Annotated in this window: 14 protein-coding genes; 7 read left to right on the forward strand and 7 right to left on the reverse strand. The window is 40.9% G+C overall.

What is annotated here, in order from left to right:
* Positions 1 to 123 precede the first annotated feature (123 nt).
* The 3 genes from UYI_RS0118245 to rplC all read right to left on the reverse strand — a co-directional run bounded on the left by UYI_RS0118245 (position 124) and on the right by rplC (position 1,823).
* Positions 124 to 438: a 50S ribosomal protein L23 gene (locus UYI_RS0118245; protein ID WP_016868088.1), complete on the reverse strand. Its 315-nt coding sequence runs from the start codon at positions 436 to 438 to the stop codon at positions 124 to 126.
* Entirely contained in the window at positions 431 to 1,063 is a 633-nt protein-coding gene (gene rplD, locus UYI_RS0118250; RefSeq protein WP_016868089.1) for a 50S ribosomal protein L4, read from the reverse strand. The genes UYI_RS0118245 and rplD overlap by 8 nt, the downstream gene beginning before the upstream one ends.
* 124 nt (positions 1,064 to 1,187) lie before the next feature.
* Entirely contained in the window at positions 1,188 to 1,823 is a 636-nt protein-coding gene (gene rplC, locus UYI_RS0118255; protein ID WP_016868090.1) for a 50S ribosomal protein L3, read from the reverse strand.
* Positions 1,824 to 2,985: 1,162 nt separating this feature from the next.
* On the opposite strand from rplC, the gene ndhN reads away from it, so the two are divergent.
* Complete coding sequence (ndhN, locus tag UYI_RS0118260; RefSeq protein WP_016868091.1) at positions 2,986 to 3,462, forward strand: NAD(P)H-quinone oxidoreductase subunit N; 477 nt, start codon at positions 2,986 to 2,988, stop codon at positions 3,460 to 3,462.
* A 101-nt stretch (positions 3,463 to 3,563) separates the two neighbouring features.
* Here ndhN and UYI_RS0118265 read toward each other — a convergent pair whose 3' ends face one another.
* Positions 3,564 to 5,099 carry a SulP family inorganic anion transporter gene (locus UYI_RS0118265; RefSeq protein WP_016868092.1) on the reverse strand — a complete coding sequence of 512 codons (1,536 nt, stop codon included), beginning with the start codon at positions 5,097 to 5,099 and terminating at the stop codon, positions 3,564 to 3,566.
* Positions 5,100 to 5,586: 487 nt separating this feature from the next.
* Between UYI_RS0118265 and UYI_RS0118275 the strand changes: the two genes are divergently transcribed.
* The 5 genes from UYI_RS0118275 to moaA all read left to right on the forward strand — a co-directional run bounded on the left by UYI_RS0118275 (position 5,587) and on the right by moaA (position 10,880).
* Positions 5,587 to 6,588: a FecCD family ABC transporter permease gene (locus UYI_RS0118275; RefSeq protein ID WP_016868093.1), complete on the forward strand. Its 1,002-nt coding sequence runs from the start codon at positions 5,587 to 5,589 to the stop codon at positions 6,586 to 6,588.
* 213 nt (positions 6,589 to 6,801) lie between these two features.
* Positions 6,802 to 7,584, forward strand: coding sequence for an ABC transporter ATP-binding protein (locus UYI_RS0118280; RefSeq protein ID WP_016868094.1), 783 nt, complete (start codon positions 6,802 to 6,804; stop codon positions 7,582 to 7,584).
* 173 nt (positions 7,585 to 7,757) lie between these two features.
* A complete protein-coding gene (locus UYI_RS0118285; protein WP_016868095.1) occupies positions 7,758 to 8,663 on the forward strand; it encodes an ABC transporter substrate-binding protein in 906 nt (301 codons plus the stop codon).
* Between the two features lie 58 nt (positions 8,664 to 8,721).
* On the forward strand, positions 8,722 to 9,549 hold the full coding sequence (locus UYI_RS0118290; protein WP_016868096.1) for a carbohydrate ABC transporter permease: 828 nt from the start codon (positions 8,722 to 8,724) through the stop codon (positions 9,547 to 9,549).
* Positions 9,550 to 9,893: 344 nt separating this feature from the next.
* A complete protein-coding gene (moaA, locus tag UYI_RS0118295; protein WP_016868097.1) occupies positions 9,894 to 10,880 on the forward strand; it encodes a GTP 3',8-cyclase MoaA in 987 nt (328 codons plus the stop codon).
* Between the two features lie 68 nt (positions 10,881 to 10,948).
* Here moaA and rpsD read toward each other — a convergent pair whose 3' ends face one another.
* Entirely contained in the window at positions 10,949 to 11,557 is a 609-nt protein-coding gene (rpsD, locus tag UYI_RS0118300; RefSeq protein WP_016868098.1) for a 30S ribosomal protein S4, read from the reverse strand.
* Between the two features lie 638 nt (positions 11,558 to 12,195).
* On the opposite strand from rpsD, the gene UYI_RS0118305 reads away from it, so the two are divergent.
* Positions 12,196 to 12,831, forward strand: coding sequence for a hypothetical protein (locus tag UYI_RS0118305; protein ID WP_235147967.1), 636 nt, complete (start codon positions 12,196 to 12,198; stop codon positions 12,829 to 12,831).
* Between the two features lie 233 nt (positions 12,832 to 13,064).
* On the opposite strand, the gene UYI_RS0118315 is transcribed toward UYI_RS0118305, so the two are convergent.
* Together UYI_RS0118315 and UYI_RS34160 are read right to left on the reverse strand one after the other, a co-directional pair.
* On the reverse strand, positions 13,065 to 14,210 hold the full coding sequence (locus UYI_RS0118315) for a PIN domain-containing protein (protein WP_016868100.1): 1,146 nt from the start codon (positions 14,208 to 14,210) through the stop codon (positions 13,065 to 13,067).
* Between the two features lie 72 nt (positions 14,211 to 14,282).
* On the reverse strand, positions 14,283 to 17,183 hold the full coding sequence (locus UYI_RS34160) for a CHAT domain-containing tetratricopeptide repeat protein (RefSeq protein WP_016868101.1): 2,901 nt from the start codon (positions 17,181 to 17,183) through the stop codon (positions 14,283 to 14,285).
* Between the last annotated feature and the right edge of the window lie 5 nt (positions 17,184 to 17,188).

Below are 17,188 nucleotides of genomic sequence, written 5' to 3' on the forward strand. Positions count from 1 at the left end.
CGTCTGTACATTGGTTAGTTGTTAGTTGTTAGTTGTTAGTTGTTTGGTTGTCATCCCTAACGAATTACGGGCGCAAGGTATTCCTTACTATCCACTAACTACTAACTACTAACCAATCACTAGTTACACTTCGGGGAATAGAACTTGTCTGATCTTGTCTTCATCCCCAGTCGCCACTGTAACAATGGCTCGTTTGTATTGGGGTTTGTAACCAATAAATCTTCCGACGCGACGCTTCTTGCGTGGACGATTGCTGGTGTTTACTTGTACCACTTTGACGTCAAACAGGCTTTCTATTGCCGCTTTTATTTCTGGTTTCGTTGCTTTGGGAGAGACTTCAAATGTATATTTATTCTGCTCCATGAGGATGGTCGCCTTTTCGGTAACAATTGGGCGACGCACTAGGTCAGGGAGTTTGCGGGGGTCGAAGTTAGGCACTGTAGACCTCCTGAATTTTTTCTAGGGCTGATGCGGTAACTACTATTTTGTCCGCGTGGAGCAGATCATAAACGTTGAGATGATCAGCAGCGATGAGTTTGAGATTCTCAACGTTACGGGCTGACAAGATTACGTTTTCGTTTTTTTCGGACAAGACCAGCAGTGTCTTGCTTTCCGGGTCAGCACCCCAACGGGCGATCGCTGACACTAATTCTTTGGTCTTGGGACGCTGTAGCTGTTCGCTAAATTCTTCTACCACAATCAAGTCATCAACACGGCTAGCAAACGCTGTCCGCAATGCTAACTTCCGCTCTTTGCTGTTCATCTTGATGTTATAATCTCTGGGTTTGGGCCCGAAGATGACACCGCCACCACGCCACAGTGGGGAACGAATAGAACCGGCACGCGCCCGACCAGTACCTTTTTGCCGCCAAGGTTTGCGACCGCCTCCTCTGACTTCAGAGCGAGTCTTTGTACTGGCGGTTCCATGACGAGCATTGGTCATTTGTCTAACCAAGGCTCTATGCACAACATGAGCCGCTGTTTCTTCTTTGGCAACCCGCAAGTCAAAGCTTTTTTGCCCGACTTGTTCTCCCTGCCAATTTTTGACTACACATTCAAACATTGTTAATGTCCTTTGTCATTTGTCTTTTGTCATCTGTTTGATGTTGCTTGTTGTTTGTTGTTTGTTGTTTGGAAGTACAACCAACGATCAACTACCAACAAATAACCAATGTGACTATTGACTATTACTTACCAACTACCTTGGCAGGCAAAATATTTAGCAATGACCCGGGTTTGCCAGGGACAGCTCCCTTGATTAGCAATAAGTTGCGTTCCGAGTCTACTCGTACCACTGTTAATTTCCGAACTGTGGTGCGGCTACCTCCTAAACGACCTGGGGCCCGCTTACCTGGGTAAACACGACCGGGCGTTGTACCAGCACCAGTGGAACCAGGCGCTCTATGGTTTTTGGAACCGTGCGACATAGGCCCACGACCGAAGTTATTGCGTTTTTGGTTACCTGCAAAACCACGACCGATGCTTGTACCTATAACATCTACTTGTTGACCTGCACTAAATATATCCGCTTTAATCTCTTGACCCAAGGCATAATCACCAGAGTTATCGAGGCGATACTCTTTTAAATGACGTAATGCTGGGGCAGAGGATTTCGCTAGATGACCTAATAAGGGTTTGTTTAGCGCTTTTGGCTTTACTTCGCCATAGCCTACTTGGATGGCGGAGTAACCGTCGGTCTGTTTTGTTTTAACTTGAGTCACTGTACATGGTCCCGCCTGAACGACAGTCACAGGAATGGCTACTCCTGCATCGTCAAAGATTTGGGTCATGCCCAGTTTGGTGCCGATAATACCTACAGACACAGTTACTGGCTCTCCTTTCTACTTTTTTCTTGGGAAATTGGATTCTTCAGGACACTGGTACAGTAGCTGTTGCGGCTACTCTCCGCTGGTGAGCGGCGCCTATTGAAGTCAGGAGCGGCTTAGGTATGGCGGCTCCAACTTCCCCGGTCTTTTACCAAGCATCCATACTAATTACGTGAATCCGTTTGCTTTCACTCAGATGTGATTAGAACAACCAAAATACCTTTCCACTAGGGAAAGTATATTGTTTGGGTTCAATACAAGGCTTTGGAGCTTTGTGCAACAATGCTTCTATCTAAGCAATTGCTCTGGCACTTTACTTGCTTGTAGCAGGACTTAGGCAGCAAGCTACCCAGTATCCTTGTAACTGAGACTTACGCCATGCTACAAACCAACATCACTGCTCAGTTTCTACCCCTCCAATTACCTTAAACTATAATCTTTAAGGTTTTGCCTGTCTTTGGCTCTATTACAAGAGTGAACCGGTTTTACTGACTGGGGTGAGTTCGAGTTTTTGACTCTACTCTTTTACCTTGACCTGAAAGCTTTTATAGTTTACCAGTCTCTTGTCTATTCTAGCCAGCTAATTCTGTTGAGAATTGAGCTATTAGTTTTAAACACTAAATTGTAGCTAGTAATGACAATGAAGGGGTATCCTAGAATTTGGTCACGATCTAAAAATATAGATCAAATATTTACTTTTGTCTATTAACTTTTTTAGAGAAATGAGAATTAGGAAGACGAAAAACAAAGCGATCGCCTAATCAAACCACTTTTTTGCCTAAATTCAAGAAAAGGAATCTTAAAAAGTGCGATCGCTTTTGGGTATTTGCCAACTAGGTTATCTAAACCTACGATCAAGCTAGTAGTTGAGCAACCCAAAATTGACGGGTGAAGACAGACATACCGGATGCGGTGAGGCGGTGAGTACCAAACAAGGGAGAATCTCAAAAATATTCTCCATCTTCCTCGTGTTGGCTGTCTCCCTTATCTTCCTTGTCCTCCCAATCCTCAATCCCCTATTCTCTGTCCCCTAATTTTGGTATTACATTCTAGAAAATTATGCTATTTGCTTTATCCTATCGATAAGATAATCGTTTAACGTAATTTCATAACTAAAAGTAAATAATAGAGATATCTAAGTCGGACAAGACAAAAACCTATGGCACTAATTACCACTGGTAACACTTTAATTCGCGATCTAGAAAAAAATGGCGCTCTTGGCGTATACGTACCTCTAGAAGGAGGTTTTGAAGGTCGCTATAGACGCCGACTACGTGCAGCAGGCTATATCACTCTTGATATCACTGCTAGAGGACTAGGTGATCTAGCTGCTTATCTGACAGGTGTACATGGAGTTCGACCTCCGCACCTTGGCAAAAAAAGTACTGGTAGCGGGGCGGCAGTTGGTTACGTATATTATGTGCCACCAATCGTTAACTATCAGTTAGAGCAGTTACCACCAAAGTCCAAAGGGTTGGTATTGTGGATAATTGAAGGGCATATTCTTTCGGATCAAGAAATCGAGTACTTAGCGAACTTGCCCAAGCTAGAACCACGGGTCAAAGTCGTAATCGAACGAGGTGGCGATCGCGCCTTCCGTTGGATGCCTCTGGAAAAAACTTTGTTAGCTAGCTAAATCTAGAGGATCGGAGATTGGGGACTGGGGGACAAGGGAGCAGAAAGACGTGGGGATGCTCTGACGTGGGAAATAACCAATGCCCAATCCCCGATCCCCAATCAAGCTACTTGACTAGAACTTGATCCAAAATTGACTAAATCTTCTGGAACTCCAGATTTGCAAACATTATTGTGGCTTTCCTGGTTTAGCCCAACTATGGTGACATGCTTACCAAGGCGATGATATTTGCTTATTACTTTGGCGATCGCATTTGCTGCGGCTTGATCCCATACATGGGAACGATGAAAATCTATGACAACTTTGTCTGTATCTCTAGCATAGTCAAATAACTCTACAAAGTGGTTCGCGGAACCAAAGAACAATTGACCGTGAATATAATACACTTTATGCTCATCGCGAGCAATAGTTGCTGTAGCCCTAACTTGGGCTGCTTGCCAACCAAATATTAGTAAATTTAGAATTACGCCTGCTAGAACTCCTTGAGCTAAGTCGTGTGTTGTAAGTGAAACTATGACTGTAAAAGGCATTACTAATGCCTCTGGTAGTGGTGTCTTCCGTAATATCTTGAGGGAATTCCAATCAAAGGTTTCAAAAGATACCATTATCATGACACCAACCAATGCAGCCATAGGAATTTGCTGGACAATATCCCGCAGGACAAAGATAGAAAACAGTAAAAATGCGCCAGAAACGAAGGTAGACAAACGACCTTTGGCACCACATCGGTGATTGATAATAGATTGTCCTACCATGCCACAGCCCGCCATACCACCCATGAAGCCAGTAATTACATTAGCTATTCCCTGACCTTTTGTTTCTCGGTTTTTGGAGGTGCGAGTCTCAGTGAGATCATCGACTAATGCGGCTGTTAACAATGATTCTAAAAGACCGACGATCGCTAATGTTAGTGAGTAAGGTAGGATAATCAGGAGTGTTTCTATGGAGAAGCTAACCTGAGGCACATGTAACACAGGTAAGTTGCGCGTAATTTCTCCTATGTCTCCGACTCTGCGAATATCCAAATCCATTGCGATCGCTACAAGAGTCATAGTGATAATTGCTATCAGTGGTGATGGTATGCTCTTAGTAATACGTGGAAATAAGTAGACCATCGCCAGTGTGACAGCTACCATGACATACATCTGCCAAGGTTCTCCGGCAAATAGGCTTAACTGAGCGATAAAAATCAAAATTCCCAAAGCATTGACAAATCCAGAAATAGCAGATTGGGGAATAAAACTAAAGAATCTTTCTAACTTAAAAACCCCAATCAAAAATTGAATAATTCCTGTCAGAATGGTGGTAGCAAATAGGTATTCTACTCCATGCTTTGCAACTAATGTTGTCATGAGTAACGCCATTGATCCAGTTGCTGCTGAAATCATGGCTGGGCGTCCTCCTACTAAGGAAATGACCACTGCCATACAAAAAGATGTATACAGAGCTACCATTGGATTAACTTTGGCGATCGCAGCAAAAGCCAAAGATTCTGGAATCAGTGCTAGTGCTACTGTTGCACCTGCAAGTATCTCGGTTTGAATTGTAGATAGACGCAGATTGTTCCTAAGTTTTAACTGAAATAAGTTAATTTTATTCTTCTGTTTTTTTTTCGCGTTTTCTCGATTGAAAAGCATGTTTAACCCTGCTACTGTGGTATGGCTGTGTAGCTATATTGTTGGCAAAATAAAAAAATATAATTGCTTCCAAAATGCAATTAATGCAGATGTCTTTATCAAACGTGCAAAACACCTGATTGAACGCATGGTTCACAAGTACATTAGTATTAGATAAAAATCAAAACTAAGCTATTTTTACACCATTAAAGCTGTATATTTTAGATTTATTTATCAAGCAATTATGATTTTGATTTCATCTTCATACTGACATTAAAATGTATAAAGTTATGATGAAGACATCGATATTGACCGTAAAAACCTCAGTGAAAATGTCTTTGCAAACCATGACCATTACATTAGGTTTTTTGAAGATAAACAGCGGCTAATTAGGTGGACATAATTAAATGTAAAATGCTTATGCCCATAAACTAGATAAGTTCAGTCTTTCTCCTTCTGCCATCTGCCTTCTACTTAGAAACAGATAACCACAAACAACCAAATACTAATGTTTCTACAAAAAATCATCGAGAGAAACCGGCTAGTAGTGGCAACTTTACTCTTGTGTGCTGCGTTGGTAGTGATGATTGGAATTTCTTTATCATTGGGGGCTGTACCAATAACGCCAATCCAGTTATGGAGAGCAATTTGGCGCCAAGGAGATCCACTTTACCAAACAATTCTATGGGATTTACGGCTACCAAGAACTTTGGCAGCAATGCTTGTGGGCGCAGCTTTGGGTACAGCAGGCGCATTGTTACAGGGAATGTTGCGTAACGGTTTAGCTGATCCGTTTCTCCTTGGTATCTCAGCAGGTGCAGGTTTAGTTGCTGTGGCAATGTTTAGCTTTGGGGTATTACAGGCGTGGGTTCCCCTGGCGGCTTGGATTGGAGGCTTATTCACAACTATCGTTATTTATTTTTTAGCTCGTAGAGGTGATGGTATTTCAGTTGAAAGATTAATTTTGGGTGGAGTGGCAGTCAGTTCTTTATTTGGTGCGATTCAATCGGTATTGTTACTAATGGCTGAAGATGGGCAAGTGCAAGCAGCATTGAATTGGTTAATTGGTAGCTTGAATGGACGGGGATGGAGTGAGGTCAAAACTGGGGGAATTTATATTTGCGTATCTTTGCTATTAGGATGTTTGCTAGCTCGTACCTTAAATTTGTTGAATTTGGGTGACGAATTGGCAGTGGGGTTGGGAGTTTCCCTGGTGCGATCGCGGATTTTGATTGGTGGTATCGCTTCGTTATTAGCTGCGGGTGCGGTGAGTATCGGCGGATTAATTGGCTTTGTCGGCTTGATTGTACCGCATGGCATCCGTTTACTTGTAGGTGCAGATTATCGTGCTGTTTTGCCACTTAGTGCTGTTGGCGGTGCTTTTGTCCTCACCCTTGCCGATGTAGTTTCTCGCTCAGCAGCTGTAGAGTTACCAGTAGGTGCAGTTACTGCTTTGTTGGGTTCACCTCTATTTATTTGGTTGCTTTATGGCCGCCAAACAAGCATTTAAAGAGTGCAGGTTTGCGTAAAATGATAGCGGCTTTAAACGCAGAGGGGCGCGGAGGTAGCGCAGAGAGAAGTTTGATCGGAGGAAACCTCCGCTCAAAGCTTCGGTGGGTTCGCAGAGTTTTTTTATAGAAAATTTGCTATGAATTCGTGAAATGTTGTACTCATAAGATGAAAGCCTTCTTTCATTCAATAATCAAAATCCAAAATCAATGTTATGCCTGTAGAAATTCACAATCTTACTGGCGGTTATGCAAATCAACAAATAGTTAAAGATATCAACATTACTATTGCGAAAGGAGAATGGTTAAGTTTAGTAGGTGCTAATGGTTCAGGGAAAACTACACTGCTAAAACTCCTCAGTCGCCTCATAAAACCACAACAGGGGACTGTGTTGCTAGATGGTAAGGCAATTCACACACAACCTAGTACAGTGGTGGCACAAAAATTAGCTTTTTTACCACAACAGCAAACAATTCCGACTGGTTTAACAGTGGAACAGTTAGTTAGTTTAGGACGTACATCCCATCAAGCGTGGTGGCAATGGGAATTAAATAGGGAAGATCGCAGCAAAGTAGAGATGGCTTTGCGGCTAACACAAATGGAAAATTTTCGTGATCGCACTATCGAAAAACTCTCTGGTGGAGAACGTCAACGAGCTTTTTTAGCATTAGCTTTGGCACAAAATCCTCAAATTTTATTGTTAGATGAGCCGACTACGTATTTGGATATTCGTTATCAATTAGAATTATTAGAGCTACTTAAAAAACTTAATCAACAGCAAGAATTAACTATAGTAACTGTTTTACATGATGTTAACTTAGCAGCCAGATACAGTTCTCGAATTGCCCTACTGTACCAAGGACAGATATTTACTATTGGGACACCAGAATTTGTTCTTAAACCTGCCTATTTAGCTCAAGTTTTAGGTGTACAGATTGCAGTTATCGAAACACCTGTTGGGTTACAAATTTGTCCATTAGCATCAACCGCTTATTGAAGAAGGCAGCAGTAAAAATGCGGAAGTAATTCGTGGAAAATCCAACTCATACATACAGTCTTTCTAAATAGTTTTTGAACAAAATATTTTCTTCCTCTTTTTCTGACCTTCGCGTGCTTTGCGTCTTTGCGGTTTATTAAATCAACTTCTCATTGACTATAAGGAAATTTAAAATGTGTCGCTCTTGGATATTATTCTGTTTACAATTATTCTTGATTGGTAATTTAGTTGCATGTGCCACAAATATTAATCAACAGCCTCAACAATCTATTTCTACTCCTGCTCAAGTAGTGCCGAAAAATTCAGCCAAAAGAGTTGTTGCTCTTTCTGCAATTGCGGCTGATATTATTTCCCAACTTGATCAATCTAAATTAGTAGGCATGACTGGCAGTAGCCTGTTTAATAAAAATAGCAGATTGCAAAATATCCCCCGTATCAATGAGGGAAGAACACCACTAAATTTAGAAAAAGTTATTGCACTCAAACCAGATTTAGTTGTTGCTCCAACTGGTTTTTATGTGCAAGAAATGGGAAAGTTACAACAGCTAGGAATTGCTACTTATACTTATAATCTTAATAGTTGGGAAGCTTTACAACAACTAACTAAAACTCTTGCTCAATCAATTGCTGCTGATCCACAACCTTTGTTAAACCGTTACCAATCGTTTTTAGAAAATAAGCCTGCTCAGCAATATTCAACTTTGGTGTTAGTGAGTGTTAAACCAATTTTGTCACCGAATAAAAATAGTTGGGCTGGTGATTTGCTCACAAAATTTCAAGCCAAAAATGTCACAGCAGACTTACAAGGACAAAGTCAATTCCGAGGTTATGTAACTCTTTCTCCGGAAAAAATTCTACAGGAAAACCCAGAAGTATTAATTTTAGTTAATACTCCTCAACCTCAGTCTCGAACAGAACTTTTAGAGTCTTGGCAAAAAGAAGCTTTTTGGCAGCAATTACAAGCTATCAAAAACAACCGTGTTTATATTTTTGACTATCACGGACTCGTGAATGCAGGTAGCATAGATGCGATAGAAGCAACTTGCAAACAGTTACGCTTGGCTTTGTCTGGGCAATAATTAAGTTAGAAGTAGTTTTTGTGTTTTGAAAATAGGGATTGGGGATCAAGAAAGAGAAATGAAATCTGTAGCAATAGGGAAGGGACTGCTGTATGTCCTGTTGACACTGTACGCTATCATTACCCTCATCCCGTTTTTGTGGGCGCTTTCGGCATCCTTTAAACCCCTCTCGGAAATAGTCAGTGGCGAAGCTAATTTTTTGCCTAAAAACTTTACTTTTGACAACTATAAGCAAATTTTTCTGCAAGAACCCCTATTTCTGCGCTGGTTGTTCAACAGTGTAGTGATTGCGGTTTGCGTCACTGTTTTAAACTTATTGTTTAACTCAATGGCTGGTTATGCTTTGGCAAGATTGCGGTTTTGGGGTAGACATTTTTGGTTCTTACTGATTTTGGCAGTACTAGCAGTGCCAGCACAAATTACTCTGATTCCAACATTTTTGATCTTAAAAGCGTTTGGCTGGCTGAATTCCTACCAAGGTATGATCGTCCCTAGTATGGTGAATGCCACTTTCATTTTTATGATGCGGCAGTTTTTTGTTAACTTTCCTAAAGAACTAGAGGAAGCTGCTGCACTTGACGGTTTAACTCCTTTGGGCATTTTTTGGCGTATTGTTTTACCTTTGGCAAAACCAGCATTGGCAGCGCAGGCAGTTTTTGTGTTTATGGGCAGTTGGAATAATTTTTTGCTGCCCATAGTGATACTGTTCGATCCAGAAATGTTTACCTTGCCTTTGGGGTTGAATTCTTTTAAAGGTCAATATATTAGCTACTGGAACTACATCATGGCAGCTTCAATGGTGTTTACTTTGCCAGCTTTAGCTATTTATGCCTTTTTCAACCGATATTTTATTCAAAGTGTGACTTTTACAGGAGGTAAGGGGTAAGAATTTCGCGATCGCCCATCGTATTTTACATGCTGTCTATCATCTTGTGTCTAAACCAGAACCATTCCAAGACTTGGATGCTAATTATTTTGCTCCATGTCGCTCTCAATCGTTAATCACAAACCTCTGTTATCGATTATCTACCAAACTTGGCTATTACGTTCACTTATAACCCTTACAGCCCTGATTTATTTTGCCAATCCTCATTCCTACGCCTTATCCCCCACGCCTATTTTCAAGACAGCTTAAAAGAAAGTCAGTAAAATTTAGAAAATAACTAGAAATTTTATCTTGACAAAGTCAAGTCTTTATTTATAGAGACAATCAGATAACTCTATTAAATCATGAACCAGGTAGATTACCTCCGGATTAGTTTAATCGATCGCTGTAATTTCCGCTGTCAATACTGTATGCCAGAGGGAGCAGAACTAGACTATATCCTCAAGCAAAATTTATTGACTGATGAGGAATTGCTCACCCTCATTCAAGAAGTTTTTATACCCATAGGATTTACCCGGTTTCGTTTGACAGGGGGAGAACCTTTGTTACGTCCACGTGTGGTGGAGTTGGTGAGGGCGATCGCTTCTCTTCGGGAAACGCAAGACCTCTCAATGACAACCAACGGCTTTTTACTCGCTCCGATGGCGCAAAGTCTCTACAATGCTGGTTTACGGCGGATTAATATTAGCTTAGATTCTCTCGACCCTAAGGTTTTTGACCAAATTATTGGTAATCGCGGTCGTTCTCGTTGGCAAGATGTGTGGAATGGGATTCAAGCTGCTTACAGTGTCGGATTTGACCCCTTGAAACTAAATATTGTGGTTATCCCTGATGTTAACGATCAAGAAGTCTTGGATTTGGCAGCATTGACTATTGACAAACAATGGCATGTCCGCTTTATCGAGTTTATGCCGATTGGTAATAGGTCATTATTTGGTGATCGCGGTTGGATATCTTCTGCGGAACTCAGGCAACGCATCCGCGAACGGTGGGGATTGACAGAAGCGCAAGTTTGTGGTAGTGGCCCAGCCGATATATTTCAAATTCCGGGAGCAAAGGGGACGCTGGGTTTTATCAGTCAGATGTCTGAGTGTTTTTGCGATCGTTGTAATCGGATGCGTCTTTCTGCCGATGGTTGGTTGCGTCCGTGTTTATTAAATGAAACTGGGCAAATAGATTTAAAAACAGCCCTACGAACTGGGGTTAGTACAGCTGAACTTCGGCAACAGCTAAGAGAATTACTAGCCATTAAGCCAGAAATCAACTTTAAGTTGCGTGATTCAGGCACAACAGGTGCGTACACTCGTACCATGTCGCAAATAGGTGGATAGTCATGAGTCATTAGTCATTTGCAACTGAACTAAGGACAAATGACTAAGGACAAATGACAAATCACGATCTACGCTTGTCGTGAGTAGTACTCAACCACAAGCAGTTCGTTAATACTTAGCGCCACCCATTCACGTTCAATGACACTGTTGACTTTACCTTCCATCTTGTTTTTGTCAAATTCAAGATGACTGGGAAGGTTAGCTAAACCGGGATATTGTAAGTTAGCTTCCACTAGCTTCCGGGATGCTTCTCTATTTCTAACAGCAATAACTTCTCCCGGACGGCACTGGTAACTGGGAATATTCACAACGCGACCGTTGACTGTGACATGGCCGTGGTTTACCAATTGTCGTGCTGCTGGGATAGTGGGAGCCATACCCAGGCGGAAAACCGTATTATCCAAGCGCATTTCTAGCAATTGCAGTAGCACTTGTCCGGTAGAACCAGTTACACGTCTGGCTTTCCGTACGTACCGTAGCAGTTGCTTTTCTGTCAAACCGTAGTTGAAGCGGAGTTTTTGCTTTTCTTCAAGACGGATAGCGTACTCAGAGCGCTTCTTACGGTTCTGACCGTGTTGACCGGGAGGATAAGAGCGTCTGGCGCTTTTACGAGTTAGTCCTGGCAATTCACCCAGGCGACGTGTAATTCTTAGTCGTGGTCCTCTGTATCGGGACATGAGCTTCCTAATCTAATCCTAATTTCAACTGTTACCCAGACATATCATTTTGACATTCCCTGCCCAAAAGTGCTAGAGATTCTTGGTTCCCAGAACACACGATTTAACAGTTATTCAGTTAACAGTTATCAGTTATCAGGTATTGATTACTGTTTACTGATTTACATGAAGTTGCTTCTGTTTCCAAGCTTTTACTCTGATTGCTCCAGAGTCAGTTTCGGCGTGTCTCGCCGTACTGTACTTGTTTTTTCAAGCTTTTAGTTGCGATCGCGCGACTTACCGTTAGTCACTGCTTGAGTTTCAAGCCTCTAAGGTAGCGCTAAATGCCAGCAGCCAAGACATTTTCGCTAACTCCACAAGATATTATACAAGCAATTAGCCATGATTGGTGATCAGGGATTAGTCAATGGTCAATCGTCAATTTGTCATTGGTCATTGGTCAAAAGTTAATATTTATTCTCCCTACACTTCCCACACTTCCCACACTTCCCAATCTTCCTTGTCCTCCTTGTCCCTATCCAAGACTTCTTGCCAAAATAGGTGAGAACAACCTTTGAAGATGAGATAGCATTACTTTGCGTGATTGGAGTAGAACGGAAATGCCTTTCCCGAAAAAAAGTAACTATTTATACAAAAATATGCGAAAAACTAAACAAAGATTTAGTGCTGGGATAGCCGCACCAGCATTTGTTGTGATGGGATGGTTAGGAATGACTTTTTTACCTGGTACAAATGCGATCGCTGTCACCACAGGTGATTATAGGGCTTGTGCTTCTCGACTCCTGAGGGCAGGCATCACTGCGGAAGCAGCAGCAAGCGTCTGTGCAAGGGCATTGCGTCCCAGAGATTTGTCCTCTTGTGTTGCTGAAATTGAAGATGAGACAGAAATAGCAGCAGTGGAAGCACTATCTACCTGCATACGAGCATGGCGTCCTGAAGATGTAGGCGCGTGTGTAGTTGGTATCAGCAAAAATACTGAAGCAGGAAACCAAGTTCTCGATAAACAGTTATTGAACAGAACAATTTTAAGTAATTGCGGTTTGAGTTTGTTACCAAGGCGCTATGCTCAATGCGTTGTGGGTTTGCGATTGCAAATCGACAATTTAGCCCCCACCCAAGCTATAAATACCTGTATTGATGCCAGCAATTACGTCAGTAACTATTTACCTACTTTTATACCTGCTAATAGAACAGAAAACACGATTTTTCAGCCTTCTTTTCCAACTCAGCCAATTCCCAACAACCAGGTTCCTAATAACCAAAACAGTCAATGAATGAAGATGAGGAAAGGAGAAAGGAGACAGGGGAAAGGGAACCCCATATTTCAAAATAGAGAACAGGGAATAAGGGAAGCATAATTTTCATGTTTGTTGTGTACCAATGTTCATGAATAGCTGACTTAAAAGTAACCTCACCCCGTCAAGAGAGGACGTTCCTCTCCGCAGGTTCGGAGAGGGGCTATTCTTGTGAGGTTTTTTCATCGGGACTGCCCTCTGCCTTTCTTCTGTCAATTTTTTAACTTGTTAAGTGACTTTTTAACGTTTTTATAATCGCTATAACTTTGGGGAATTTCCTCTAGCATTTTAATGGCTTCTGCTTTTTGACCAGATGAAGCTAGTACTTCAATCCCATACTTATGCTTGAGTCTACTTAAGCGCTGTTCACCTTCTTTATCTAATCGCAATGCTTGTTGATTTTTAAGGGTTTGAAGTGCATTCAAAGACTGTCTCAAAATAGATGGTTCTTTAGTACTTTGAAATTGAATGATAGATGATTCAGCTTTAGCAATTAGATCTGGTGGAGTTGGTTTCACAGGTTGGTTGTCAATTACTTCTTGAGCGACAATGGTTGCTGAGTTATTGCCTGTAAAATTGTTAATTGCTGAGAGAACAACTACGGCAACAAAGGCAGAGGCTAAACCAATAATTACAGGATTGAAAAACTGTTTTTTTTGTGGTTTTGATGGATTTTGATGTTGATTTTGATGTGATTGCGCGCCTTGTAACTTTCGTGGTTCGGGAGTTGGTTGTATTTGGCGTTGTTGTTTATTCTTGTTTTTATGCGGTTGATTCTGTGGTTTCGGAAAATGATTTGCTTGTTTGTGATTTTGTCCACCAGCAGATTGAAACCGTTTTATTCGTTGGTAAGCATCGGAAACGGCTTGAGGAACTTTGCCTCGGTAATAATCAAGGAAAAACCAATCTGAAAGGTCTTTAGCGGTTAGTGTGCAGAAGTTCGGTAAACCAGACTGTCCTGCTAAACCTTTCATTGTCGGGTCATAGGTGACAAGGATAATCACACTATTAGGATTTTCTCTCGCTAATCGATGAGCGCAAGCGAGAATTTGTCGGTCTTTTTCGTTGTCTAGAGGAATTTGGCGGTTATCTTCCTTCGGTTGAATTTTGTAGCGACTTCCTTTACCTGCAAACTCAAGAAATGCCTTAGCAGCGTGAAAATCTGGGTTCTCTTTTTCTTGAGATATCCTGCTGATTTCTGCATAGGTGGCGCCAGGTATATAGCATTCTCCAAGTTGTTCGTTGTTACGCCATACTTGTAATCTATTTGATTTATCTGCACTCAACAAAGCGATAGTATCAAATACTAATAAGTGTTTATATTCAAATACTGGTTTTTTTATAGGAAGATTACTCATTAATATTCTCCAGGCTATGTATTTGATAAAAGATTTTTGGTTATTTGGAAATGCGAAGCTGTGAAGATTGGCTCATTTACCCAAATGACTGACAATTCGAGAATCAATTTCTTGAATACGGCGTTCTAATTGACGCCACTGTTGTTTGTCGCGGCGAGTCAGGCGTTCGAGGCTGCGTCCTTTTTGCAGTAATTCTCTTGCACGGGAGAAGTTATTATTTCCAGCTTCTAAATCTGCAAGTTCTACGTATGCGCCGAGATTTTTCTTTTGTTTGAGTGATTCTTCAAAACAGTTGCGGGCTTGGGCAGCATTCTTGAAAATATACCGATAGAAGCAACCAAACTCGTACCAAAAATATCCTGTTTGTTCTTTATCTAAAGATATTGCTCGCTGATAGTGTTCTCGCACTTTGGAATAAAAATTTGCTCCTTTGCGTTGATAACACTGAGCCATGTATAAATTAGCAAGTCCATGTTTGGGATTCTCATCTATGACATATTTTAAATATTTGATTGCTTCATCAGGTTGTGGTGAAGGTCGTTGAATTAAAAGACGTGCGTAATGTAAATTTGCATATCGAATGATGCGATTCAGTTCCGGGAGATTAGCACCTAATTTTTTTTGTTGGACTTTACCTGTGTTCAGAATCTGCAAGTAAATTTTTTCTGCTTGATTGAAGTCATTGTGAAAATCTCGAAGTATATTGGCAGCATTAATAATTTGCACCCAATAATTGATTGGTATATCTAATGTGGATTGAGTAATAAATTTTGCTAATGAGTCACAATGCTTATCGTTTAAGTACTCTCTAAACCATGCAAAAATCTTAAATAATATGTGGTATATATCGCGATTTTTGGGGTAATTATCAAGGGCAAGATTAATGAACTTTTGTAGCAAGGGGATTAATTCAGCCCTGATTTTAGGGTCTTGGGGGAGGGCATTCTGAAAGCTTGAGTAATTATTTTGCAGCCAAGTGGTAGTTTGAGCGATCGCATCATTTTTTTGTTGTTGATTTCCACTCTGAGAAACCAATGCTAAATATAGGCGACGAATAATTCTATCTTCGGAATTTTTCAGCAGCCAAGGTTTTGTTTCATCAATGGCATGACGTTTTTGTTCCTCTGTGCCAAAGCGGGAAATCAGCCCTAAATGTTGACTGCGAATTTTGATATCTTCTGGATGCTTTTGTCGCAATGCTTCATATATTTTTATCCAAACTGACCATTCGCTAGAGTCATCCTTTGGTTTGAGAGTTTGAATTTTTTCTGGATAGTCTTGCAAAACTTTGAGAACAAGATGATCTTCACCATTGGTAGCCAAGCTTCTCAAACAATGGCCTAGCCAGCGTTGATGAATTTCTTCAGTTGCATCTAAACTTGGTATAGCTGTAGTCAAATATTTTTCTAAAGATTTGGATGGGTAAACTTGGATTGCTTTTTGCAGATAAAATGGATCACTTATTGCTAGTCTTTCAAATCGACCTCTAGCGCTGATGATAACTATATTTTTTAATTCGTTATTTAAGATACTATCAACGACATTTTGAATTGCTTGTTTTGAATATTCGGGTAAACATAATGGCAGAATTTCTGCTGGTGTGGCGATGTCATGCTGATAGAAGCTGCAAATTACTCCAAAAATTTGATAAATCGGATATTCCTTGCCTTTGGGTAAATTCTTAATGTAATCTGTAATATTTTTTTCATTTAGTTGTTGTGATAGAGATGTTTTCGGTGTGCTGAGAGTTGCAGATGTCTGAAGAGAAGAATTTTTGACGTTTTCCTGCTTGTTTAGTATTTGTGGTTTTGTGGATATGTTTGCTTGTACAGGTGTCTTAACAGTTTTGTTACTTGCTTGTTGATGAGTCGAAGTGCTGACTGCACGACATAAGTCACGCCAAGTAGGAGGTAATTTGTGTGGCAGTTGATAAATAACTGGCAACCAACTCGCATTGGGAGTTTCTGATTCTAAAGCGGTTAGGATTTCTCTGGCTTCTCTGACTGCTAGAAATAGAGGTTTGCCGCGTGAAAAATCTCTGAGAAAATACTTCAAAAATGCTTGAGCAACTTTATCTGGTACAGGTTCCCGCATCACGATAATTTGAGGAATATGCAGTTCAGTTAGCTCTTGTGCTAATCCCAAACCATCGCAGGAGTTAAAAATTGCTAGCTGCAAACCTCTTTCTAAAGCTCTTACTAAGCCATACTTTAATTCACGAATTTGTAATTTGTTCGTTTTATTGAGATTTATGTAACCTTTTTTAACTTCTTTGTCACTGGAACTATGCCCCGCAAAAAATAGAATATCCCAGCCTTGTTCATCACGCAATTGCTCATCTAATTCATGACGTTGTGGTTCTGCAAGAAAAACTATTTCTGGATTATCTGGTAAATTTCTGAGTTCTTTAGTGTCTTCTTCAAGATTAATTCCGGTTCTGTCTCCCAAAATGGCTAAAATTCTAACTTTGTTTCTGCGATTTGCTGACAAAAGAGTTGGTTCGTAATACTCAGACGACGAGAGGGCAATTTCTGCTTGGCGGTACTGGTCAAGAAAACTATCAAAAAATAAATGCCAAGGTAACTGCCGTAACTTGCTATCCTCGGTTTGAATCAGCAGGCGAATTTCATCGGTGCGATTTAGTTCTCTGTATATCGTTTCTCGAACCTTGGCAAACTGCGGATGGTCAAACCAATCCTTCATACTGTTTTTCAATGCTGTAGCAGAGATGCTACATTGTTGGGGGTTTTTGCTAGTTCTTCCAGCTTGGGCGGTTCCAAATCGGCGTTGTATATCTAGCTCTCGATACGCACTTTGCCAGTTATCATGATGCCTGTCAACTTCTAGCGATTTAGGCAAAGTGCCCAGAACTTCAGCAAAGGGAAACTCACCATCATTGGCTATTGCCAAATTAACTGCAAGATCCTGTTGAGTTCCCTCTTTCCTTAGTTTTAGAACAACTACCTTTGCCACTATTG

The sequence above is a fragment of the Fischerella muscicola PCC 7414 genome (assembly GCF_000317205.1).
Taxonomy (GTDB): domain Bacteria; phylum Cyanobacteriota; class Cyanobacteriia; order Cyanobacteriales; family Nostocaceae; genus Fischerella; species Fischerella muscicola.